Below are 21250 nucleotides of genomic sequence, written 5' to 3' on the forward strand. Positions count from 1 at the left end.
GCGGGGGCCCTGCTCGCCCAGAGCCGCGCGGGCCGCCGCCCTCTCCCCAACCCCTCCGCCGCGGCCCCCGCCGCCCCGGCGCCCCCCCCCGCGGCGCGGCCCCCCCCGCCGTCGGCGTCACAGGGCCAGGAACGTCGCCGTCAGCAGCGCGAGTCCCGCGCCCGCCATCACCCAGGCCGCCCGGGTGAGCCGCAGACCGCCCGCGACCACCACCGAGGCCAGCAGCAGCGCGCCGCCGAACGGGACCCACGCGTAGAGCAGTCCGGCCGGGCCGCTGCGGACCACCTCGGCGCTGCCGGGCTTCACCGTGACCGCGTACGTGCGGCCCTTGCGCACCGCGGCCGACTCCTCGATCGTGACGCGGGCCCGCGACCGGGAACCCGTCGAGACCGGCCGGTACGGGCCGGTGCACCGATCCTCCGAGCACGCCGTCACGGTCATCGTCCCCTGCTCCCGGCCCTTGCCCAGCATCACGTGCTGAGCCGTGCCCCAGGAGCCCCGGACGCCCGCGATCAGGATCAGTGCCGTGACCGTCCCCATCGCCGCGAGCCGCCCGAACCGCAGCGCCGTCTGCGCGTTGCGGCGGGGGCGCTTGCGTGAGGTGGCGGCGGACATGGCGGCGATCCTTGGCCATGGCCGTACGTTCGGTCAACTCGGTCGGGGACAAGTCCGCAGTTGTACGAGTACGTTGGCCGGACCCGGCCGCCGGTCAGGAGTTGTACGTGCCCTGCGCCCGCTCCAGCCCGTCGATGACGAGGCACTCCACCGCGTCGGAGGCCCGGTCCACGAAGTAGCCCAGCTCCTTGCGTTCGGCCGAGGCGAAGTCCTTGAGCACGAAGTCGGCGACCTGCATCCGGCCCGGGGGCCGCCCGATGCCGAAGCGCACCCGGTGGTAGTCGGGACCCATCGCCTTCGTCATGGACTTCAGCCCGTTGTGCCCGTTGTCGCCGCCGCCCAGCTTGAGCCGCAGCACGCCGTAGTCGATGTCCAGCTCGTCATGGATCGCGACGACGTGGGCGAGCGGCACCTTGTAGAAGTCGCGCAGCGCGTTCACCGGTCCACCGGACAGGTTCATGTACGACATCGGCTTGGCCAGGATCACCCGGCGGTTCGCCGGACCGGGCGGCCCGATGCGGCCCTCGATCACCTGCGCCTGGGCCTTCCCCGCCCGCTTGAAGCTGCCGCCGATCCGTTCCGCCAGCAGATCGGCGACCATGAAGCCCACGTTGTGCCGGTTCATGGCGTACTCGGGGCCGGGGTTGCCGAGGCCCACGATCAGCCAGGGGGCGTTGGGGTCCGTCGTCACGTCGGTGTCTCCCATGGGTCCTTGGTGCGCCTGCGTCCTTGACAACGCACCGACCGCCGCCCCGGAAGGGAGCGGCGGCCGGCGAATGAGATTCCGGGGGGAATCAGGCCTCGGTGGTCTCGGCCTCGGCGTCAGCCGGGGCCTCCTCCGCCTGGGCGGCGAGGACCTGGAGGACGACCGCGTCCTCGTCGATCGCCAGCGTGGTGCCCTTGGGGAGCGGGATGTCCTTGGCGAGGATGGAGGCGCCGGCCTCCAGGCCCTCGATGGAGACGGTGACCGACTCCGGGATGTGGGTGGCCTCGGCCTCGACGGTCAGCGTGCTGAGCACGTGCTCGAGCAGGTAGGCACCCGGGGCCAGCTCGCCCTCGGTGTGGACGTAGACCTCGACGTTGACCTTCTCGCCGCGCTTCACGAGGAGCAGGTCGACGTGCTCGAGGTAGCCCTTGATGGCGTCACGCTGGACGGCCTTCGGGATCGCGAGCTCGGTCTTGCCCTCGATGTCCAGGGTGAGCAGGACGTTCGGGGTGCGCAGGGCGAGCTGAAGCTCGTGGCCCGGAAGCGCGATGTGGACGGGGTCGGTGCCGTGGCCGTAGACGACCGCGGGGACCTTGTTCTCGCGGCGGATGCGGCGGGCGGCGCCCTTGCCGAACTCGGTACGGGTGTCGGCGGCGAGCTTGACCTCGGACATGTTCACTCCTCGTAGTAAGGGACCCGAAGGGCCTGGGGATGAGTCACCCGGCCGAACATCGGCCTGCTACGAAGAGCGCGTCGATAACGGACCGCCACACAGAAGTGTGGCCTCCCTCGCCGAGCAACTTTCGCAGTCTACTCGGCGGGGAGGCCACACCCAAAAGGATCTCTACTGCTCCTCGAACAGGCTCGTCACCGAGCCGTCCTCGAAGACCTCACGGACCGCGTTGGCGATCGTCGGCGCGATGGAGAGCACCGTGATCTTGTCCAGCTCCAGCTCGCCCGGGGTGGGCAGGGTGTCCGTGAAGACGAACTCGCTCACCTTGGAGTTCTTCAGGCGGTCGGCGGCCGGACCGGAGAGCACACCGTGCGTGGCCGTGACGATGACGTCCTCGGCGCCGTGCGCGAAGAGGGCGTCGGCGGCGGCGCAGATCGTGCCGCCCGTGTCGATCATGTCGTCGACGAGGACGCAGACGCGGCCCTTCACGTCACCGACGACCTCGTGCACGGTGACCTGGTTGGCGACGTCCTTGTCGCGCCGCTTGTGCACGATCGCCAGCGGGGCGTCCAGCCGGTCGCACCAGCGGTCGGCGACGCGCACCCGGCCCGCGTCCGGGGAGACGACGGTGAGCTTCGACCGGTCGACCTTGGCGCCCACGTAGTCCGCCAGGATCGGCAGCGCGAAGAGGTGGTCGACCGGGCCGTCGAAGAAGCCCTGGATCTGGTCGGTGTGCAGGTCGACGGTGAGGATGCGGTCGGCGCCCGCCGTCTTCATCAGGTCCGCGATCAGACGCGCCGAGATCGGTTCACGTCCGCGGTGCTTCTTGTCCTGCCGGGCGTAACCGTAGAACGGCACGATGACGGTGATGCTCCGCGCGGACGCCCGCTTCAGGGCGTCGATCATGATGAGCTGCTCCATGATCCACTTGTTGATGGGAGCCGTGTGGCTCTGCATCAGGAAGCAGTCGGCGCCGCGGGCGGACTCCTGGTAGCGGATGTAGATCTCGCCGTTGGCGAAGTCGAAGGCCTTCGTCGGGACTACCCCGACACCCAGCTTGTGGGCGACCTCCTCAGCAAGCTCGGGGTGGGCGCGGCCGGAGAAGAACATCATCTTCTTCTTGCCGGTCGTCTTGATCCCGGTCACAGCACTGTCTCCTCAGAGGTGTCTCAGCTGGATGGTGAGAGGACATCTCCACTGGGTGCGGGAGGCCGTCTCAGCTGGGGGGTGCGGGTGCACGGTGCGGGTGTGCACTTATCACGGTACGCCGTGTCAGACGCACCTGTTTCCGGTCAGGCTTCGCCTTCCGGCTCCCGGGTGGCCGCCCCGGCCGCCTTCGCGGCCGCGCTTCCCGGACGCTTGCGGGCCACCCAACCCTCGATATTCCGCTGCTGGCCACGGGCCACGGCGAGCGAACCGGCCGGTACGTCCTTGGTGATGACGGAGCCCGCCGCGGTGTACACGCCGTCCCCCACCGTGACGGGAGCCACAAACATGTTGTCCGCACCGGTGCGGCAGTGGGAGCCCACCGTGGTGTGGTGCTTGTCCTGTCCGTCGTAGTTCACGAAGACGCTCGCCGCGCCGATGTTCGAGTAGTCGCCGATCGTCGCGTCGCCCACGTAGGAGAGGTGCGGGACCTTGGTGCCCTCGCCGATCGTGGCGTTCTTCGTCTCGACGTACGTGCCGACCTTGGCCTTGAGGCCGAGCCGGGTGCCGGGGCGCAGGTACGCGAACGGGCCGACGCTGGCCTCGGGACCGACCTCGGCGCCGTTCGCGACGGTGCTGTCGACCCGCGCGCCCGCTCCCACCCTGGTGTCCTGGAGGCGGCAGTTGGGGCCGACCTCGGCGCCCTCGGCGAGATGCGTGGCGCCCAGCAGCTGGGTGCCGGGGTGCACGATCGCGTCCTGCTCGAAGGTGACGGCGACGTCGACCCAGGTCGAGGCCGGGTCGACGACGGTGACGCCGGCGAGCATGGCCCGCTCCAGCAGCCGGTCGTTGAGGGTGCGGCGGGCCGCGGCCAGCTGGACGCGGTTGTTGATCCCGGCGATCTCGCGGTGGTCGGCGGCCACGGACGCGCCGACCCGGTGCCCGGCCTCGCGCAGGATGCCCAGGACGTCGGTGAGGTACTCCTCGCCCTGGCTGTTGTCGGTCCGCACCTTGCCGAGCGCGTCCGCCAGCAGCTGCCCGTCGAAGGCGAACACCCCGGAGTTGATCTCCCGGATCGCCCGCTGCGACTCGGTGGCGTCCTTGTGCTCGACGATCGCGGTGACGGCGCCGCTGGCCCCGTCCCGGACGATGCGGCCGTAGCCGGTGGCGTCGGGGACCTCGGCGGTGAGCACGGTGACGGCGTTGCCGTCGGTGTCGTGGGTCGCGGCGAGCCGGCGCAGGGTCTCGCCGGTGAGCAGCGGGGTGTCGCCGCAGACCACGACGACGGTTCCGTCGACGCCGCCGCCGAGCTCTTCGAGCGCCATGCGGACGGCGTGCCCGGTGCCGTTCTGCTCGGCCTGTACGGCGGTGCGGACCGCGGGGTCGGACTCGGCGAGGTGCGCGGTGACCTGCTCGCGGGCGTGGCCCACGACGACGACCAGGTTCTCCGGCTCCAGCGTGCCTGCGGCCGCGAGTACATGACCCACCAGGGAGCGGCCGCACAGTTCGTGCAGGACCTTGGGTGTGGCCGACTTCATACGGGTGCCCTCACCCGCTGCGAGAACGACGACGGCTGCCGGGCGATTGGCGCTCACGGGAATGCCCTTCGGCTACGGATGACTGGGGTGTGGACAACCGCAGGATACCGGGGCGTATCAGGAGTGACATGAGAGCGGGCCCTGACGGAACGGTCAGGGCCCGAATCGGTCATGGCTCCCCCGCCAGGACTCGAACCCGGACAGATGGCACCAAAAGCCACAGTGCTGCCAATTACACCACGGGGGATCAAGCTCGGCGGAACCGGACATTCGGTCAGGCCGCCGAGCGGGCACCCAACACTATGCCGTACCGGGCGCCTTCGACGCGACGGTACCGAGGGACACGGGCCCGCGTGGTCGAACAGTGAGCGATTCGGCAGTCGGAGGGATGCGGCAGGTTCCACGTCCGGCCGACGCCGTGCCACGGTGTCGGAGAGGAGGCGAAACTCACCGGAAAAGGGGTGGGGGGCAAACGTAGGCTGGAGGCATGACCACGACGGGGGAAGAGCACACCGCGGCCGGGACAGGGCCGTGGTGGTGGGTCAGGTGGCGCGGTGCCGCGCTCGACGTGGGCCTGGCGCTCATGTCGGCGGCCGAGTGCGCGACGGAGGGAATCCCGTTCGCGCACGACGCGGGCCTGCCGGCGGCGGTGGGCGCGGTGTTCGGTCTGCTCGCCGGGTCCGTACTGCTGCTGCGGCGGAAGTGGCCGATCGCCGTCGTGCTGGTGTCGATCGCGATCACGCCCGCGCAGATGGGCTTCGCGATGGGGCTCGTCGGGCTGTACACGCTCGCCGCGTCCGAGCTGCCGCGCCGGATCATCGGGGCGCTCGCGGGAATGTCCTTCGCCGGAATGCTGATCGTCACGTTCGTCCGGGCCCATCAGGGCATGGTGCGCGGAGACGTGACCATGGGGGACTGGTTCGTCCCCTTCGTCTCCATCACGACCGCCATCGGCATGACCGCCCCGCCCGTCCTGCTCGGCCTGTACGTGGGGGCGCGGCGCCGGCTGATGGAGAGCCTGCGGGAGCGGGCCGACTCCCTGGAGCGGGAGTTGCAGCTGCTGGCCGAGCGGGCCGAGGAACGGGCGGAGTGGGCGCGCAACGAGGAGCGCACGCGGATCGCCCGGGAGATGCACGACGTGGTCGCGCACCGGGTGTCCTTGATGGTGGTGCACGCGGCGGCCCTCCAGGCCGTGGCCCGCAAGGATCCCGAGAAGGCCGTACGGAACGCGGCGCTGGTCGGCGACATGGGACGGCAGGCGCTGACCGAGCTGCGCGAGATGCTGGGCGTGCTGCGCACGGGGGACGGGCTGGCCTCGCGGCCGCAGCCGGTGCCGCTGGCCGCGGTGGGCATGGCGGCCGCCGCGGCCGCGTCGCGCGCGGCCGACGATCCGGGCGACGGCCCCAGTCTCGCGGAACTCGACGAGCTGGTCGGACAGTCCGCGGCGGCCGGGATGGTGGTCGCCCTGTCGGTGGAGGGCGACACCCGGCCGTACGCACCGGAGATCGAACAGACCGCCTACCGGGTCGTCCAGGAGGCGCTGACCAACGTCCACAAGCACGCGGCCGGCGCGAAGACGTACGTGCGGCTCGCCCACCGGGTGTCCGAGATCGCCATGCAGGTCGAGAACGAGTGCCCGCCCGAGCCGGGGGCGGTGTCCGCGGTGCGGCTTCCCAGCGGGGGCAACGGGCTGCTGGGCATGAAGGAACGTGTCGCCGCGCTCGGGGGTGTGTTCGTCTCCGGTCCCACGGACGCGGGTGGGTTCCGTGTGTCGGCGGTGCTTCCTGCGGAGGGCTGAGCGGTTCCTCTGTGACCCCGGGTTCTCTCGCCGACGCCGTTGCCGGGGGCTCCGCCCCCAGGCCCCCGTATCGGCCTTAAGGGCCTTGTCCTCAAACGCCGGACGGGCTGAACTACCCAGCCCGTCCGGCGTTTGAGGACGAGCCCTTCGGGCGAAGCGGGGGTCCAGGGGGCGCAGCCCCTTGGCGGGGTCCGGGGCGGAGCCCCAGGAGGAGGGGACGGGTAGCGGCGGAGCCGTCCGGTGTCAGCCGGCGGTCAGCCGAGCCGGTTCGATGCCGGAGACGAGCGTCGTCAGCGCCGCGTCGATGTCCGGCCCGAGATACCAGTCCCCGGTGTGATCGAGCGCGTAGACCCGCCCCTCGCTGTCGATGGCGAGCAGCGCCCGCGAGTCGGCCTCCTCACCCAGCGGACACACCTCGGCATCCAGCGCCCGCCCGAGGTCACCCAGGGTGCGTGCCATGTGCAGCCCGTGCAGCGGGTCGAAGTGGAGCGCGGTCGGGGCGAGCTGACGACCGGGCCCGGACGGCACGACCCGCAGACCGCCGAACTCCGCCCACGCCTCCACCGCGGCCGGGAACACGGCGTGCCGGTGCCCGGCGGGCGACTCGTGCTCCCGCAGCGCGTCGGCCCAGTACTCGGCCTGCTTTATGTCCCAGCGTCCGGGCTGCCACCCCGCGGAGCGGAGCGCGGCGTCCACGGGGACGGAGAAGCGTGTGGTGGAGGTGCGGTCGGCGTGCATCTGCCCTTCGTTCGTCGAGCGACATGGGGTGGGGGGACAAGAAATCGGCGGCGCGGTGGAGCGTGAGGGTAGGAGAAGGGGGCGCCGTCGTACGTACGTGTGCGGAGGCCGCCGGGTTCAGAGGGGTTCAGGCGTCGGCGGACGCCGTCGGGTCGACGACGCGGACACCGAAGTGCTCACTGAGCGCCGTGCAGGCCCGGCAGGGCGCCGCGAAACTCCCGTGCAGCGGGTCACCGTCCTCGCGGATGCGGCGCGCGGTGAGCTTGGCCTGCTTGAGGGCCCTGCGTGCCTCGCCGTTGGTCATCGGCTTGCGCGCGGCCCGCTTGCTGCGCGCGGTGTCGAGGCCGGTGATGTGCCGGGAGATCAGGATCGCCTCGGCGCAGCGGCCGGTGAAGCGGTCGCGCTGCGCGCTGGTGAGGGTGTCGAGGAAATCCTGGACCAGGGGGTGCAGGGCGGGCGGCTGGTCGCCGCGGGCCGCGGTGCCCGTGAGGGTCGCGCCGCGCACGGAGAGGGCGGCGGCGACGGTCGGAAGTATGCCGTCCCGGCGGTGCAGGAGGATGGGGGTGTGCGGTGCCTCGGAGCTGCTCCAGCCGACGCGGGGGTCCCCGGACGTGCCTGTATGCGTCGCGTTCATGATCGCTCTTCCCTCCCGTGCATCCCCCGATGCGGCTACAGACTGCCAAACGGCGTGGCCGGTGGGGAAGCTGGGGCGCGCGACACGCCCGGCCTTCGTCGCACCGTCACGGCGAGGTGACGGCAGGTCACGGAACCGGAGGCCCGGTGACCGAGGTCCTTCAACCGCATAGGCTGTCGACATCCGCGATCCATACAGCTATTGAGAACGCCGCAGGGGGCAACAGCGATGACGACAGGTCGGCTCGGGCAGCAAGCCGCGCCGCCGAACGCGGCCTACGCCGGGCAGGTCGTGCACTTCCCGGATCCGGTCCGGGCCGCTCGCCATCCCAGAGGCGTACGGGTCGACGAGCACGGCTACCCCGACTTCTCGGCGTACGCGCGTGCAGCCGCGGAGATCGCCGAACCCCCGGAGGGCTTCGGCGTCGACGAACTGCGCCTGACGGACTACGTGTCCGCGAACGCGGCGCTCGCCGCGACCGGCCACGAACTGTGGGACACGATCCCGTCCGTGGCCACCCCGCACGGCTGGACCTGGCACCACGTGGCCGGTACCCGGCGGCTGGAGCTCGTCCCCGTAGAGGTGAAGGCGCTGCTGCGGCACCACGGTGGCATCGCGACCACCACCGTCGACCACACCAAGCGCGGGACGCGGCCGTTGCAGGAGACGCGGCCCGCGCACTTCGGACTGCCGAAGTCCTCGGTCGCGGTGACGGAGCAACAGGTGCTGGCGGTCGAGGAGGACCTCGGGTACCGGCTGCCGGGTGCCTACCGGTCCTTCCTGAAGGCGGCGGGCGGCTGCGCGCCGGTGGGCGCCGTGCTCGACGCGGAGCTCGGACTCCTGCTGGACCAGCCCTTCTTCACGGTGCGCGAAGAGGCCGCCGTCAACGACCTCGTCTACATCAACAAGTGCCTGCGCGACCATCTGACCAAGGACTACCTGTGCGTCGGATTCGTGCAGGGCGGCCTGCTCGCCGTCAAGGTGAAGGGCGACGCGATCGGGTCGGTGTGGTTCTGCGCCTACGACGACGCCCGTGACCAGGACGCGTGGCCTCCGGCCGAGCGCGTACAGCGGCTGCTGCTGTCCTGCGGTGCCGACTTCGACCAGTTCCTGTCCCGGCTCGCGGGCAATCCGCCGGAGCTGGAGACGGTGGCGAACCTGATGGTGGACGGCGGCTTCGCGCACGCCGTTCCCGTCTCTTCCGTGTCTTCGGTGGGGGAGTGAACGTCCGATGGTGACCTTCGCGCAGGCGCAGGAGCGCGCGGAAGAGTGGATCAACGGCGATGTGCCCGGCTACCAGCACCGTGAGGTGCGGGTCCGGGAGTTCGAACTCGGCTTCGTCGTCTGGGCGGAGGACCGGGTGGACGGTCCGCGCTCGGACGGCGGCGCGCAGCGGCTCGTCATCGCGCGGGACAGCGGCGAGGCGACCCTGTGGCCCGGACTGCCGGTCGGTGAGGTGGTCCGCCGCTACGAGGAGGAGTACGGGGCGCCGGACGGGTCCCCGGAACCGGCGCCGGCGCCTTCGGCCCGGGTCGACCTCAACCAGACGTCGTTCCTGCTGAGTCCCCCGGAGTGGCTCCAGGAGGCCGCGGACAAGCTGGGGATCCCGGACCGGCGTCCGGGGGCGTCCGGGGCCTCGGGCTCCGACGGGGCGGGATCCCGTCCGGCCGCGGCCGCCGCCTCGGCGTCGGGCCCGGGGCAGGGTCCGGCCTCCGTGGGCGGTGGTCCGGCGGCCCCGGCGCCAGGCGAACCGCAGGACGCGGTGCCGCACGGGGGGCCCTTCGGGGCCGGACCGCGCACCGCGCCCGGCCTTCCCGGTGTCGCGGGTGCCGCCGGTGTCTCCGGCGGAGCCACGCCGTGGCCCGCCGCCGCGGCCGGTGACGAGCCGGACGCGGGTCCCCAGGACGCGGTGGGAGCGCCCCGGGTGCCCGCTTCGGCGACACCGTGGGCGGGGACGGACACCAACGCCGACGCGGGCGAGGACCGTTCCGTACCGCTGCCGGCGACGGTGTTCGCGCCGCCGCTGACCGATGCCGACGACACCGGCACTCCGCTGCCCGGGGCGATCGCGGACGCCAAGACGGCTCTGATCTCCGGCGGCAGCCAGCTTCCGCGCACGGCGGTCGCGCCCGCGCTCGGCGACCCCTCGCCGGCCCCGCCGTCGTACGGCTACCCGCAGGGCCCGCCGGTGCCGGGCACACCCCCTCCGGGTGCGCCGCCCGTCCACGGGTTCCCGCAGGGGCCTGGTGGCACCCCGGGTACCCAGCCGCCTCCGCCTCCGCCGCCGCGTGCCTCCGTTCCCGGCGGTCCGCAGGGCACGCCTTCCGTGGGCGCGCCCGGGTACGGCTACCCGCAGCCGCCGGGCGGCGCGCCGAACTCCCCGCAGCCGCCCGCCGGTCCGGGTGCCCCCGTGGCGCCTCCCCGGCCGCTGCCCCCGAACGCCGGTGACATCGCCGACGCCGCGACCAGCAAGGCCCAGCCGCCGCGGGGCGCGCGGGGCGGCGGCCCGAGCGCGCCACCTCCGCCGAGCGCCCCCGGCGCGCCGGGCGTACGGCCGGGCGGCGCGCCCGCGCCGTCCGGGCCCGGTGCTCCGGGCACCCCGGCGGGCGGCTACGTGCCGACCCAGCTCGTCGCCCAGCTCGGCCCGGGTGGGCCTGGGGGCCCGGCGGCGCCCGGTGTCCCCGGCGCACCTGCCACACCCGGCGCGCCCCAGGCACCTGGGGTTCCTGGTGCTCCGCAGCCTCCGGACGGTACGCCTCCCGGCGGTGTCCACCACGCCGCGACGATGCTGGCGGGTCCGCCCCCCGGCGGCCCCGGCACGTCCCAGCCGCCCGGTACCCCCGGTGCTCCGGGTGCTCCCGGAGGTCCGCCCCCCGGCGTTCACCACGCCGCGACGGTGCTGGCGGGCCCGCAGCCCGGCGGCCCCGGCGCACCGCCGCCCCCGCAGACTCCCGGCGTGCCGCAGGGCGCACCGCAGCCGATGCCAGGCCTGCCGATGCCCGGTCAGCCGATGGGTGGCCCGGTCCCGGGTCAGCCGATGCCTCCGGGCCAGCCCATGCCTCCCGGCCTCCAGCCCCCGGCGTACGGGTATCCCCCGACCGGTCAGCCGACCGTCGGCCCCGGCTACCAGGCCGTGTTGCGCTACCGCGCGCAGGACGGCTCGGAGCAGCAGCTGATCCGGCGTTCGGCGCCGGGCACCCCGCACCCGGAGTGGCAGATGCTGCACGAGCTGCGGGCGATGAACGTGCCGCCGCAGCAAGTACTGGAACTGCACACCGAGTTGGAGTCCTGCGAGCTGCCGGGCGCGTACTGCGCGCGGATGATCCGGGAGACCTGGCCGCAGGCGCGGATCACGAGCATCGCGCCGTACGGCACGGACCACGCGAGCCGTCAGCAGGGCATGCACGAACTGCTCGCGCACCAGGGCGAGTTGCATCAGGTGGCGGACGGCCCAGCGCGCCCCGCTCCGGTACGGGCGCCGATCCCGCCGGTGCAGCCCGCGCCGCCGGTACCGCCGGAGGCGATCGGGCACGAGCTGGCGGCCGCGTTCGGACCGGGCGTGTTCCGGTTCGACCAGGTCGCGGTCTCCCGGCAGGGCGTGCCGAACATCGTGGCGCACACCCTGGTGGTGGCCGGACTCCCGGTCGACATGGGCCCGTTCTTCTGGGCGCAGGCGCAGCCCGGCCGTCCGGTGCCGACACTCGCCGAGCTGGCGCAGGAGCGCGGGGTGCATCCGGCGCCGGACGCGGGTTCGTACCTGGTCATGGGCAGCGACTTCGGCAAGGCGATCTGTGTCCAGTACGGCACGGCGAACATCGTGGCCGTGCCGGTGGAGGCGGGTCCGGGCGGCGCCCCGGTGCCGCCCCAGTTCGTGAACACGGGGCTGCCCGAGTTCGCGCGCTGTCTGGCGCTGCTCGGCCGGATGTGGCGGCTGCGGTTCGGGCTCAACCAGGAGCAGGCGGGCCGCTGGACCGTCGACTTCCAGGCCCAGCTCGCCTCGCTCGACCCGGCGGCGCTCGGTTCGCCGGAGAGCTGGTGGTCGGTTCTGCTGGAACAGATGTGGGACGGCCTGCTGTGACCCCCCGCTGAACGTCACGGCGTCCGCGCGGAACGCCACTCATGGGTTGAACCCGGTGCACATGACCGGGTTCAACCCATTTTTTACTTCCCTCGACCGGAACGGGCGGGCGGAGTGTCGCGTTATGAACACTTACGACTCATCCATCAGGATATGCGCCACATGATGTCGACGAATCATGTCGCAGGGCGCACATCGGAGAGGGGTTCAGGGATGAGCAGCGCATCGGTGTCGCCGCACGGCTTCCCGGCTGTACGGGGGCGCGGTTACCGTCCCGAGCAGGTCGACGCGTACACCGCCGCCCTCTCACGGGACCGCGACGCCGCCTGGGAGCGGGCCGCCCGGCTGACCGTCCTGGCCAAGGAGATGGACGGGGAGGCGGGGCGGCTGCGCGAGGCCGTGACGCGGCTCGCCCCGCAGACGTACGACACGCTCGGCGAACGTGCCCGCCGGCTCTTCGAGCTCGGCGAGGAGGAGGCCACGGCCGTGCGCGAGAGTGCGCGGCGCGAGGCCCGGCAGGCCGTCGACGAGGCCGAGGCGGCGGGGCGGCGGGTCCGCGACGCCGCCCAGGAGTACGCCGAGGGTCTGCGTGCCGAGGCCGAGGAGTACGCCCGGCAGCGGCTGCTCGCCGCCCGCGCCGAGGCCGACGACGCCCGGATCGCCGCCCGCCGGGAGATCAAGGAGAACCGCGGGGAGGCCCTGGCCGCGCTGCGTGAGGTGCGCCGGCGTACGGAGGAACTCCTCGTCGCGTACGAGAAGGAGCACGCCGGGCGCCGGGAGGAGGCCGGGCGGACGGCCGCCGAGCGGGTGGCCGCGTTCGAGGCGCACCACGACCAGCGGGTGGCCCGCGCCGAGGCGGCCCTCGCCGAGGCCCGGAGCGCCTACGCCCAGGCCGAGGAGACGGCCCGGCACGAACAGGAGGACGCGGCGGCCCGGGCCGCCGAACTGCTCACCGAGGCGCGGGTGCGGGAGGAGCGGATCGTCCGGGAGACCGAGCGGGTGCTGCGCGAGCACGGTGAGCGGTGGGACGACGTACGGGCGCACATGGACCACGTACGGTCGAGCCTCATGACGCTGACGGGCCGGGCGCCGGTGGAGTAGTCCCGCGGCTCCACCGGCGTGGGACTCCACGCGGGTGCACCCCCGCTGGCCCACGACTGGCGGCCCTGCTCCGGACAGCGCCCCACGGCGGCGGCCCGCGGTGCACGGTCGCGCGGCCCGGGGCGGCGGCCCGTCGAGTGGCGGCGGCGGACCGCCGGAGGCGCGCCGGTTCAGCGGGCGCCGCGCGCACCCGTGCGTCCCGGTGACCGCACCGCCCCGGCCAGGATCCAGCCCTCCACCGCCTCGTACTGCCTGCGCTGCTCCTCCGACTTCCGGCGCCCCGAGACCACCGTCCCCAGCCATCCGTACGCGAAGCCGAGCGGGATCGACACCAGGCCGGTCGTGGTGAACGGGAACCAGTTGAAGTCGGCCTCGGGGAACGCGGCCGTGGGCGAGCCGGAGACCAGGTTGGTCCCGGTCATCAGGACCAGGACGGTCAGCGAACCCCCGATGAGGGTGCACAGCAGGCCCGTTCGGGTGTAGCGGCGCCAGAACAGCCCGTAGACCAGCGCGGGCGCCAGCGCCGAGGCGCCCAGGCAGAACGAGAGCGTGATCAGCGGCTGCAGGCTGCGGTGCTGGACGAGGGTCGCCAGCAGGATCGCCGGCGCGCCGACCGCGAGGGCCGACAGCCGGGCGAGGAGCATCTCGCGGCGGGGGGACAGCTCGTCGTCGTGGCGCCGTCCCCGGAAGAGCCGGGCGTGCGCGAACACGTCGTGTGCCAGGGAGTTGGCGCAGGCCAGGATCATTCCGGCGACGGAGGCGAGCACGGTCAGGAAGATCGCCGTGGTGACGGTGGTGAACAGGAGCGTCTCGGCCGTGGAGACGTCCGGCCCGAACACGGCGCGCGAGCCCAGCAGATACGCCGTGTTGCCCTGCGGATCGGCGTTCGCGATCACCCCGCGGCCGATCAGAGCCGTGGCCCCGAAGCCGACGACCGTGATGACCAGGACGAAGAGCGCCACGCACGGGACCGCCCAGGACAGCGAGCGGCGTACCTGGCGCGCGCTGCCGGCGGTGTACATGCGCATGGTGACGTGCGGGAGGCAGGCCCCGCCCAGGACGACCGTCAGCTCCGAACTGATCATGTCGAGACGGGGGCTGGGGCCGCCGGAGAACTGCAGCCCGGAGTGGAGGAACGCGGCTCCGACACCACTGTGGTCGGCGGCCGCCCGGGAGAGCGCGCCCGGGTCCCAGTCGAAGCGGTTCAGGATGAGCAGGGCGATCACGGTGCCGGAGCCGAGCAGCATCACGATCTTCAGGATCTGGATGAGGGCCGTGCCCTTCATGCCCCCGATCGCCGCGTAGCCGATCATCAGCGTGCCGAGTCCGACGATGCAGCCGGTCTTCAGCGAATCCCCGGAGAAACCGAGGATGAACGCCAGCAGGTCGCCGGTGCCGGCCAGTTGGACCAGCATCAGGGGCAGCAGGGCGACGATGGTCGCGGCGCACGCGGTGACGCGTACGGCACGGCCCGGCATCCGGCGCGCGAGCGCGTCGCCCATGGTGAACCGGCCCGCGTTGCGCAGCGGTTCGGCCAGCAGGAACATCAGCAGCATCAGGGAGAGGGCCGTGCTCAGCGCGAGGACGACCCCGTCGTACCCGGTGAGCGCGATGACCCCGCCGGTGCCGAGCACGGTCGCCGCCGAGATGTAGTCCCCGGCGATGGCGAGGCCGTTGCGCATCGGCGACAGCGACCCGTACCCGGTGTAGAACTCGTCGAGGTCGTCACGGTCGGGCCCGGTCATCACGCACAGCAGCAGCGTGACCGTGGTGACCGCGGTGAACGCCACCAGTGACATGGCCTGCGCGGAACTGCTGAACCCGATTCCGCCCCTCTCGATCGCCCCGGTCATCGGGCCGCCTCCCGCTTCGCGTCCAGTTCGCTCTGTTTCCGGATCCGGTCCGCGACCGGGTCGACGCCCCGGCGCGCCGTGTACTCGTACACGGCGATCGCCACGCAGGTCACGGGGACCTGCAACAGGCCGAGGAGCAGCCCGGTCGGCAGTCCGCCGGACACCGTGCTCGTCATCAGGCCCGGCGCGAACGCCGACAGGAGGAGGAAGAGGGTGAAGTACCCGAGCGCCGTGAGCGTCGCCACCCGCCGCTGGCGGCGATAGGCGCCGCGCAGCAGCCGGATGTCGCTGTGCTGCCCCAGCGCGTGGTGCCGCGGCCGTCGCGCTCTGGGGGGCTCGGGCGGCTGCGGCTGCCAGGGGTAGGTGGCGTACGCGGGGGAGTGCGGGGCCGGTTCGTCCTGGAACCCCGGGAACTCCGGGAACTCCGGACGGTCCTGGAACTCCGGGTACGGGGGCGGGGACTGCTGCGGACGAGGCGACGGATGAGATGACGGATGAGACGGCGGATACGGAGGTTGTCGGGGTGGTCGGTGCGGCGTCTGGTACTCGGGGGACGAGAACGCGTCTGGCATCCCGGTTCTCCTTGCGTGGCTCGGGCCCGGTGCGGACCGCAGGGAGCAGGGGGTGGGCGAGGCACGCTACTCGCAGGTAGCCCCTGGGGGCGCTGGTTTCACCGAACTGATCGGTCGGTATGCGCTTACTTCGCTGACCTGGGCTGTTACCCGTGTGATCCCTGTGGCGGAAGTGTGTAGAGGTAGGAGAGTGGTGTCTGAGGTGGGGGGTGTTCGCAACCGTCCGCCTCCCCCGCGTACCCCCCTGACAGACTCCACTCCCACCGGAGCCCGTGCCGGAACACGTGCCTTGCGACAGGGGGGGGGCGACGCCCTCAGTCCGTGGGGTTGTCGAGGACCGGGAAGCGTCTCGGCGCCACGAACAGCAGCACCAGGAAGGCGAGTACGGCGGCGCACGCGGCGCCGAGGTACACGGCGTGGACCGCGTCGGCGACCGCGTGCCGCAGACGCTCGTCCGGCACGCCCGAGTCCAGCGCCCGCGTCACCGCGTCCAGGTCCCCGGCCCCGCCGAGCCGCGCGGCCAGCACCCCGTTGGCGATCGCCCCGAACAGGGTCGCGCCGACGGTCTGGCCGGTCTGACGGCAGAAGAGGACGGACGCGGTGGTCGTCCCGCGTTCGGCCCAGCCCACGGTCGACTGGACACCGATGATCAGCGGGAGCTGGAAGAGGCCCAGGGCGCCGCCCAGCAGCAGCATCAGCAGGGTCGGCTGCCAGGGCGCCCCCGGATAGGGGAGGAACGGGAAGGCCAGCAGGATCAGGGCCGCCGCGCCGATGCCGGCCATCGCGGTGTTGCGGAAACCGATCCGCCGGTACACGTGCTGGCTGAGCGCCGCGGACACCGGCCAGCTCAGCGTCCACACGGACAGCACGAATCCGGCGGTGACCGGGGCCAGACCGAGGACCGCCTGGGCGTACGTCGGCAGGAACACCGAGGGGGCGACCATGAGCAGCCCCAGCGCGGCCAGCGCCAGGTTCACCGCGGCGATCGTGCGGCGCCGCCACACCCAGCCCGGGATGATCGGCTCGGCCGCCCGGCGCTCGATCACCACGACGGCGCCGATCAGCGCGAGTCCCGTACCGAACAGGGAGAGCGAGGGGGCCGACAGCCAGTTCCAGGCCACCCCGCCCTGCACCAGCGCGGTCAGCAGGACGCCGCCGCAGGCGAAGACGGCGAGCGCGCCCGCCCAGTCGATGCGCGCCCGCCCGGAGGGCTCCCGGGCCGGCTCGTGCAGATGACGGACGACCAGCCACAGGGCGAGCGCGCCGATCGGCAGGTTGATGAGGAAGATCCAGCGCCAGTCCGCGTACGCGGCCAGCACACCGCCGAGACCCGGGCCCGCCACCGCCGAGGTCGCCCACACCGTGGACAGCTTGGCCTGGATCTTCGGGCGCTCCTTGAGCGGGTAGAGGTCGGCGGCGAGCGTCTGCACCGTGCCCTGGAGCGCGCCGCCGCCCAGGCCCTGGACGACGCGGAAGACGATGAGCGCGGCCATGTTCCAGGCGGTGGCGCAGAGCAGGGAGCCGAGGAGGAAGACGACGGCGCCCGCGATCAGCACCGGCTTGCGGCCGAAGGTGTCCGACAGCTTGCCGTACACCGGCAGCGTGACCGTCACCGCGAGCAGATAGCCGGAGAACAGCCAGGAGAAGACGGAGAAGCCGCCGAGGTCGCCGACGATCTGCGGTACGGCGGTCGACACGATGGTGGAGTCCAGCGCGGCGAGCGCCATGGAGAGCATGAGTGCCGCGACGACCGCGCCCCTGCGGTCGGGGGGAGCCCCCGGACGTACGGCTCCCGCGGCGCGTATCTCGGTGTCCCCCTGATCCACGGGATTCCTTTCCCCTTGCACCCATCTGCCTCGGACCACCCTCTCACTTGACCCTCACGTCGCGGCAGGGTGGAAGCTGACCATGCCCAGGGGGTGGAGCCGACCCCGAGAAGGACTCCACCGGAGGGTGGACGGCCCCTAGGGGTACCTCCGTACTACGGCTCGGGGAGGGTTCGTACCGCCGGAGGAGGAGACGGGGCGGTGCGCGTCCTTAACCTGGCTTTACGCCGCTGACGAGCGGCCGGGACGCGGTCAGAACGTACGGGGGTCCTACGGACCGCACTCCCGGGGGTGGGGTTTTCCCCAGCAAAAGACTGCGCTGGGCACCAGCGCGCCAGAGCACCCCCCGCCGCCAGACTTACCGACGTAGCCAAGAGCACCGCATCCGCCCAGGAACACCGCATCCGCGGACCGACCGGCTCATCCGCCGACCGATATAGGAGACTTACCGTGACATCGGCTGTAACCATTCCCAGGCACGGGGGCACTGGAGGGCGTACGGCCGTTGCCGCGCGAGCGCGGCAGGTCGTGAAGGCGTACGGGTCCGGAGAGACCCGCGTCGTCGCCCTGGACCACATCGACGTGGACATAGCGCGGGGACGGTTCACCGCGATCATGGGCCCCTCCGGGTCCGGCAAGTCCACGCTGATGCACTGCCTCGCCGGGCTCGACACCGTGACGAGCGGACAGATCCACCTCGACGAGACCGAGATCACCGGCCTCAAGGACAAGAAGCTGACGCAGCTGCGCCGCGACCGGATCGGCTTCATCTTCCAGGCGTTCAACCTGCTGCCGACGCTGAACGCGCTGGAGAACATCACGCTCCCGATGGACATCGCGGGCCGCAAGCCGGACAAGGCCTGGCTGAGCCAGGTCGTCGAGACCGTCGGACTCTCCGACCGTCTCAAGCACCGGCCGACCCAGCTCTCCGGAGGCCAGCAGCAGCGCGTCGCGGTGGCGCGGGCACTCGCCGCCCGGCCCGAGATCATCTTCGGGGACGAGCCGACCGGAAACCTCGACTCCCGGGCCGGCGCCGAGGTGCTGGGCTTCCTGCGCCGCTCGGTGGACTCGCTCGGCCAGACCATCGTGATGGTCACCCACGACCCGGTGGCCGCCTCGTACGCGGACCGCGTCCTGTACCTCGCGGACGGCAGGATCGTCGACGAGATGCACCAGCCGACGGCCGACCAGGTGCTCGACCGCATGAAGGACTTCGACGCCCGGGGGCGTACGTCATGACCGTCCTGAAGACCTCGATGCGCAACTTCTTCGCGCACAAGGGGCGGATGGCGCTCTCCGCCGTCGCGGTCCTGCTGTCCGTCGCCTTCGTCTGCGGCACGCTGGTGTTCACCGACACCATGAACACGACGTTCGACAAGCTGTTCGCGGCGACCTCGTCCGACGTGACGGTCTCGCCGAAGGCCGCCAAGGCCGACGGCACCCCGCAGAACGGCAGGCCGGAGTCGCTGCCCGCCTCCGTGCTGACCCGGGCTGAGAAGGCCGACGGCGTCAAGTACGCCGAGGGCGCGGTCAGTTCCATGAACGTGACCGTCGTGAACAGCGCGAACAAGAACATGGGCTCCAGCAACGGCGCCCCGACCATCGCGGGCAACTGGACGCGCAACGACCTGCGTTCGATGGAGATCACCACCGGTCACGCCCCGCGCGGGCCGACCGAGACGATGGTCGACGCCGACACCGCCGACAAGCACCACCTCGAGCTCGGCGACGAACTGCGCACCATCGCCGTCACCGGTGACTTCAAGGCCCGGATCGTCGGCATCGCCACCTTCAAGGTGACCAACCCCGGTGCCGCCGTCGTCTACTTCGACACCGCCACCGCCCAGCGCGAACTGCTCGGCGCCACCGGCCGGTTCACCCAGATCAACGTCTCCGCCGCGAGCGGCGTCACCGACGCGCAGCTCAAGCGGAACGTCACCACCACGCTCGGCGCCGACACCACCGCGAAGACGTCCTACAAGGTGCAGACGCAGAAGGAGACCGCGGACGAGAACCGCTCCGGTGTCGGCTCCTTCATGAACGTCATCAAGTACGCCATGCTCGGCTTCGCCGGCATCGCCTTCCTGGTCGGCATCTTCCTGATCATCAACACCTTCTCGATGCTGGTCGCCCAGCGCACCCGTGAGATCGGCCTGATGCGGGCGATCGGCTCGTCCCGCAAGCAGGTCAACCGGTCCGTGCTCATCGAGGCGACCCTGCTCGGCGTCTTCGGCTCGATCCTCGGGGTCGGCGCCGGCGTCGGCCTCGCGGTCGGCCTGATGAAACTCATGTCGGCGGCGGGCATGGACCTGTCGACCCGCGATCTGACCGTGAAGGCGACCACACCGGTCATCGGACTCCTCCTCGGTGTCGTCGTCACCGTCCTCGCCGCCTACCTGCCCGCCCGCCGGGCCGGCAAGGTCTCCCCGATGGCCGCGCTGCGTGACGCCGGGACCCCGGCGGACGGCAGGGCCGGCCTCGTCCGCGGCCTCGTCGGCCTGGTCCTCACCGGCGCCGGAGCCTTCGCGCTCTACACGGCGGCCGGCGCGGACAAGGCGAGCGACGGTTCGCTGGTGCTGGGCGCCGGCATCGTCCTGACCCTGATCGGGTTCGTCATCATCGGCCCGCTGCTCGCCGGCGGTGTGGTCCGGGTCATCAGCGCGGTGCTGCTGCGCTTCTTCGGCCCGGTCGGACGGATGGCGGAGCGCAACGCCCTGCGCAACCCGCGCCGTACCGGCGCCACCGGCGCGGCCCTCATGATCGGCCTCGCGCTGGTCGCCTGCCTCTCGGTCGTCGGCTCCTCGATGGTCGCCTCCGCGACCGACGAACTCGACAGGACCGTCGGGACCGACTTCATCATCCAGGGCAACCAGCGGGTCGTCCCGCAGGCGGCGAAGGCCATCGAGTCCACGCCCGGTCTGGCGCACGTCACCCACTACCGGGACATCGAGGCGAAACTCGTCGCCCCCGACGGCTCCTCGGACAGCGACGGCGTCACGGCCGCCGACCCCACCTACGCGCAGGACCTGCACCGCAAGACGACCGCCGGTGACCTGACCGCCGCCTACGGCAAGGACTCCATGTCCGTGGGCTCCGACTTCGCCACCGGGCACCACGTCAAGGTCGGGGACACCCTGACCGTCGCCTTCAAGGGCGGCAGCACGGCGAAGCTCAAGGTCGCCGCGATCACCGACGACGACGTGGCCATCGACCACGGCGCGCGGTACGTCAGCACCGAGACCATGCGGAAGTACCTTCCGGCCGACCGGATCCCGCCGGACCAGATCATGTTCGCCACCGCCAAGGACGGCCAGGAGAAGACCGCCTACGCGGCCCTCAAGAAGTCGCTGGCCGGCTACCCGCAGTACGAGGTCCGTGACCAGACCGACTACAAGCAGGAACTGAAGGACCAGATCGGCCAGCTCCTGAACATGGTCTACGGCCTGCTCGCCCTCGCGATCGTCGTGGCGGTCCTCGGCGTGGTCAACACGCTGGCCCTGTCGGTGGTGGAGCGGACGCGCGAGATCGGCCTGATGCGGGCCATCGGTCTCTCCCGCCGCCAGCTGCGCCGCATGATCCGCCTGGAGTCGGTCGTCATCGCCCTCTTCGGAGCCCTGCTGGGCCTCGGTCTGGGCATGGCCTGGGGCGCGACCGCCCAGAAGCTGCTGGCCCTGGAGGGACTGAAGGTCCTGGAGATCCCCTGGGGCACCATCGTCGCGGTCTTCATCGGCTCGGCGTTCGTGGGCCTGTTCGCCGCCCTGATCCCGGCGTTCCGGGCGGGCCGGATGAACGTGCTGAACGCGATCGCGACCGACTGACGACCGACCTCATGGCCGCCGCGCACGGGGGTCGCGGGGGAACGGGCCCGGCCGGGGAGGTGATCACCTCCCCGGCGCGGGGGGGTCGCCCCGCCCGGGGGCGGCCGCGGCTGGGGGGGGGGGGCCCCCCCCCGCGGGGGGCGGCCCCGGCGGT

The 21250-nt window shown here is 72.2% G+C and carries 16 protein-coding genes and 1 tRNA gene; 6 read left to right on the forward strand and 11 right to left on the reverse strand.

Annotated features, from left to right (window positions below; all coding sequences use genetic code 11):
- Positions 1-117 precede the first annotated feature (117 nt).
- The 6 genes from ACFV2J_RS02475 to ACFV2J_RS02500 all read right to left on the reverse strand — a co-directional run bounded on the left by ACFV2J_RS02475 (position 118) and on the right by ACFV2J_RS02500 (position 4925).
- Positions 118-615: a hypothetical protein gene (locus ACFV2J_RS02475; protein WP_385094710.1), complete on the reverse strand. Its 498-nt coding sequence runs from the start codon at positions 613-615 to the stop codon at positions 118-120.
- Between the two features lie 94 nt (positions 616-709).
- The gene (gene pth / locus ACFV2J_RS02480; protein WP_168528517.1) at positions 710-1321 is read right to left on the reverse strand and encodes an aminoacyl-tRNA hydrolase; all 612 of its coding nucleotides are present in this window, start codon (positions 1319-1321) and stop codon (positions 710-712) included.
- A gap of 88 nt (positions 1322-1409) precedes the next feature.
- Positions 1410-1994, reverse strand: a complete 585-nt coding sequence (locus ACFV2J_RS02485; protein ID WP_385094714.1) for a 50S ribosomal protein L25/general stress protein Ctc — start codon at positions 1992-1994, stop codon at positions 1410-1412.
- Positions 1995-2165: 171 nt separating this feature from the next.
- A complete protein-coding gene (locus tag ACFV2J_RS02490) occupies positions 2166-3140 on the reverse strand; it encodes a ribose-phosphate diphosphokinase (protein WP_148008788.1) in 975 nt (324 codons plus the stop codon).
- A gap of 146 nt (positions 3141-3286) precedes the next feature.
- Positions 3287-4735: a bifunctional UDP-N-acetylglucosamine diphosphorylase/glucosamine-1-phosphate N-acetyltransferase GlmU gene (gene glmU, locus ACFV2J_RS02495; RefSeq protein WP_385094719.1), complete on the reverse strand. Its 1449-nt coding sequence runs from the start codon at positions 4733-4735 to the stop codon at positions 3287-3289.
- A gap of 115 nt (positions 4736-4850) precedes the next feature.
- Positions 4851-4925 (reverse strand) — tRNA-Gln (locus ACFV2J_RS02500).
- Positions 4926-5165: 240 nt separating this feature from the next.
- On the opposite strand from ACFV2J_RS02500, the gene ACFV2J_RS02505 reads away from it, so the two are divergent.
- Positions 5166-6476 carry a sensor histidine kinase gene (locus tag ACFV2J_RS02505; RefSeq protein ID WP_385437048.1) on the forward strand — a complete coding sequence of 437 codons (1311 nt, stop codon included), beginning with the start codon at positions 5166-5168 and terminating at the stop codon, positions 6474-6476.
- Between the two features lie 243 nt (positions 6477-6719).
- On the opposite strand, the gene ACFV2J_RS02510 is transcribed toward ACFV2J_RS02505, so the two are convergent.
- Positions 6720-7214 carry an SUKH-3 domain-containing protein gene (locus ACFV2J_RS02510; protein ID WP_385097165.1) on the reverse strand — a complete coding sequence of 165 codons (495 nt, stop codon included), beginning with the start codon at positions 7212-7214 and terminating at the stop codon, positions 6720-6722.
- A 127-nt stretch (positions 7215-7341) separates the two neighbouring features.
- Positions 7342-7848: a YwqJ-related putative deaminase gene (locus ACFV2J_RS02515; RefSeq protein ID WP_385097162.1), complete on the reverse strand. Its 507-nt coding sequence runs from the start codon at positions 7846-7848 to the stop codon at positions 7342-7344.
- 228 nt (positions 7849-8076) lie between these two features.
- Here ACFV2J_RS02515 and ACFV2J_RS02520 point away from each other — a divergent pair, with 228 nt between their 5' ends.
- The 3 genes from ACFV2J_RS02520 (at position 8077) to ACFV2J_RS02530 (ending at position 13027) form a co-directional block, all read left to right on the forward strand.
- Entirely contained in the window at positions 8077-9072 is a 996-nt protein-coding gene (locus ACFV2J_RS02520; RefSeq protein ID WP_385437051.1) for an SMI1/KNR4 family protein, read from the forward strand.
- Between the two features lie 7 nt (positions 9073-9079).
- Positions 9080-11926, forward strand: a complete 2847-nt coding sequence (locus ACFV2J_RS02525; RefSeq protein WP_385437053.1) for an SUKH-4 family immunity protein — start codon at positions 9080-9082, stop codon at positions 11924-11926.
- Between the two features lie 213 nt (positions 11927-12139).
- A complete protein-coding gene (locus tag ACFV2J_RS02530) occupies positions 12140-13027 on the forward strand; it encodes a cellulose-binding protein (protein ID WP_385091468.1) in 888 nt (295 codons plus the stop codon).
- Between the two features lie 170 nt (positions 13028-13197).
- Here the strand turns inward: ACFV2J_RS02530 and ACFV2J_RS02535 are convergent, their stop codons facing one another.
- The 3 genes from ACFV2J_RS02535 to ACFV2J_RS02545 all read right to left on the reverse strand — a co-directional run bounded on the left by ACFV2J_RS02535 (position 13198) and on the right by ACFV2J_RS02545 (position 17278).
- On the reverse strand, positions 13198-14880 hold the full coding sequence (locus ACFV2J_RS02535; RefSeq protein ID WP_385091465.1) for a cation acetate symporter: 1683 nt from the start codon (positions 14878-14880) through the stop codon (positions 13198-13200).
- The gene (locus tag ACFV2J_RS02540) at positions 14877-15452 is read right to left on the reverse strand and encodes a DUF485 domain-containing protein (RefSeq protein ID WP_385091462.1); all 576 of its coding nucleotides are present in this window, start codon (positions 15450-15452) and stop codon (positions 14877-14879) included. The genes ACFV2J_RS02535 and ACFV2J_RS02540 overlap by 4 nt, the downstream gene beginning before the upstream one ends.
- Before the next feature lie 314 nt (positions 15453-15766).
- Complete coding sequence (locus tag ACFV2J_RS02545; RefSeq protein WP_385091459.1) at positions 15767-17278, reverse strand: MFS transporter; 1512 nt, start codon at positions 17276-17278, stop codon at positions 15767-15769.
- A gap of 450 nt (positions 17279-17728) precedes the next feature.
- Between ACFV2J_RS02545 and ACFV2J_RS02550 the strand changes: the two genes are divergently transcribed.
- A complete protein-coding gene (locus ACFV2J_RS02550; protein WP_168528507.1) occupies positions 17729-18517 on the forward strand; it encodes an ABC transporter ATP-binding protein in 789 nt (262 codons plus the stop codon).
- A complete protein-coding gene (locus ACFV2J_RS02555) occupies positions 18514-21096 on the forward strand; it encodes an ABC transporter permease (protein ID WP_385437056.1) in 2583 nt (860 codons plus the stop codon). The genes ACFV2J_RS02550 and ACFV2J_RS02555 overlap by 4 nt, the downstream gene beginning before the upstream one ends.
- The last annotated feature ends 154 nt before the right edge of the window (positions 21097-21250 follow it).

It is taken from the genome of Streptomyces sp. NPDC059668 (assembly GCF_042734135.1).
In the GTDB taxonomy this organism is placed as follows: Bacteria; Actinomycetota; Actinomycetes; order Streptomycetales; family Streptomycetaceae; genus Streptomyces.

Coding starts and splice junctions, on each gene's coding strand:
- ACFV2J_RS02475 (WP_385094710.1), bottom strand. CDS start 615: ATGTCCGCCGCCACCTCACGCAAGCGCCCCCGCCGCAACGCGCAGACG.
- pth (WP_168528517.1), bottom strand. CDS start 1,321: ATGGGAGACACCGACGTGACGACGGACCCCAACGCCCCCTGGCTGATC.
- ACFV2J_RS02485 (WP_385094714.1), bottom strand. CDS start 1,994: ATGTCCGAGGTCAAGCTCGCCGCCGACACCCGTACCGAGTTCGGCAAG.
- ACFV2J_RS02505 (WP_385437048.1), top strand. CDS start 5,166: ATGACCACGACGGGGGAAGAGCACACCGCGGCCGGGACAGGGCCGTGG.
- ACFV2J_RS02510 (WP_385097165.1), bottom strand. CDS start 7,214: ATGCACGCCGACCGCACCTCCACCACACGCTTCTCCGTCCCCGTGGAC.
- ACFV2J_RS02515 (WP_385097162.1), bottom strand. CDS start 7,848: ATGAACGCGACGCATACAGGCACGTCCGGGGACCCCCGCGTCGGCTGG.
- ACFV2J_RS02520 (WP_385437051.1), top strand. CDS start 8,077: ATGACGACAGGTCGGCTCGGGCAGCAAGCCGCGCCGCCGAACGCGGCC.
- ACFV2J_RS02525 (WP_385437053.1), top strand. CDS start 9,080: ATGGTGACCTTCGCGCAGGCGCAGGAGCGCGCGGAAGAGTGGATCAAC.
- ACFV2J_RS02530 (WP_385091468.1), top strand. CDS start 12,140: ATGAGCAGCGCATCGGTGTCGCCGCACGGCTTCCCGGCTGTACGGGGG.
- ACFV2J_RS02535 (WP_385091465.1), bottom strand. CDS start 14,880: ATGACCGGGGCGATCGAGAGGGGCGGAATCGGGTTCAGCAGTTCCGCG.
- ACFV2J_RS02540 (WP_385091462.1), bottom strand. CDS start 15,452: ATGCCAGACGCGTTCTCGTCCCCCGAGTACCAGACGCCGCACCGACCA.
- ACFV2J_RS02555 (WP_385437056.1), top strand. CDS start 18,514: ATGACCGTCCTGAAGACCTCGATGCGCAACTTCTTCGCGCACAAGGGG.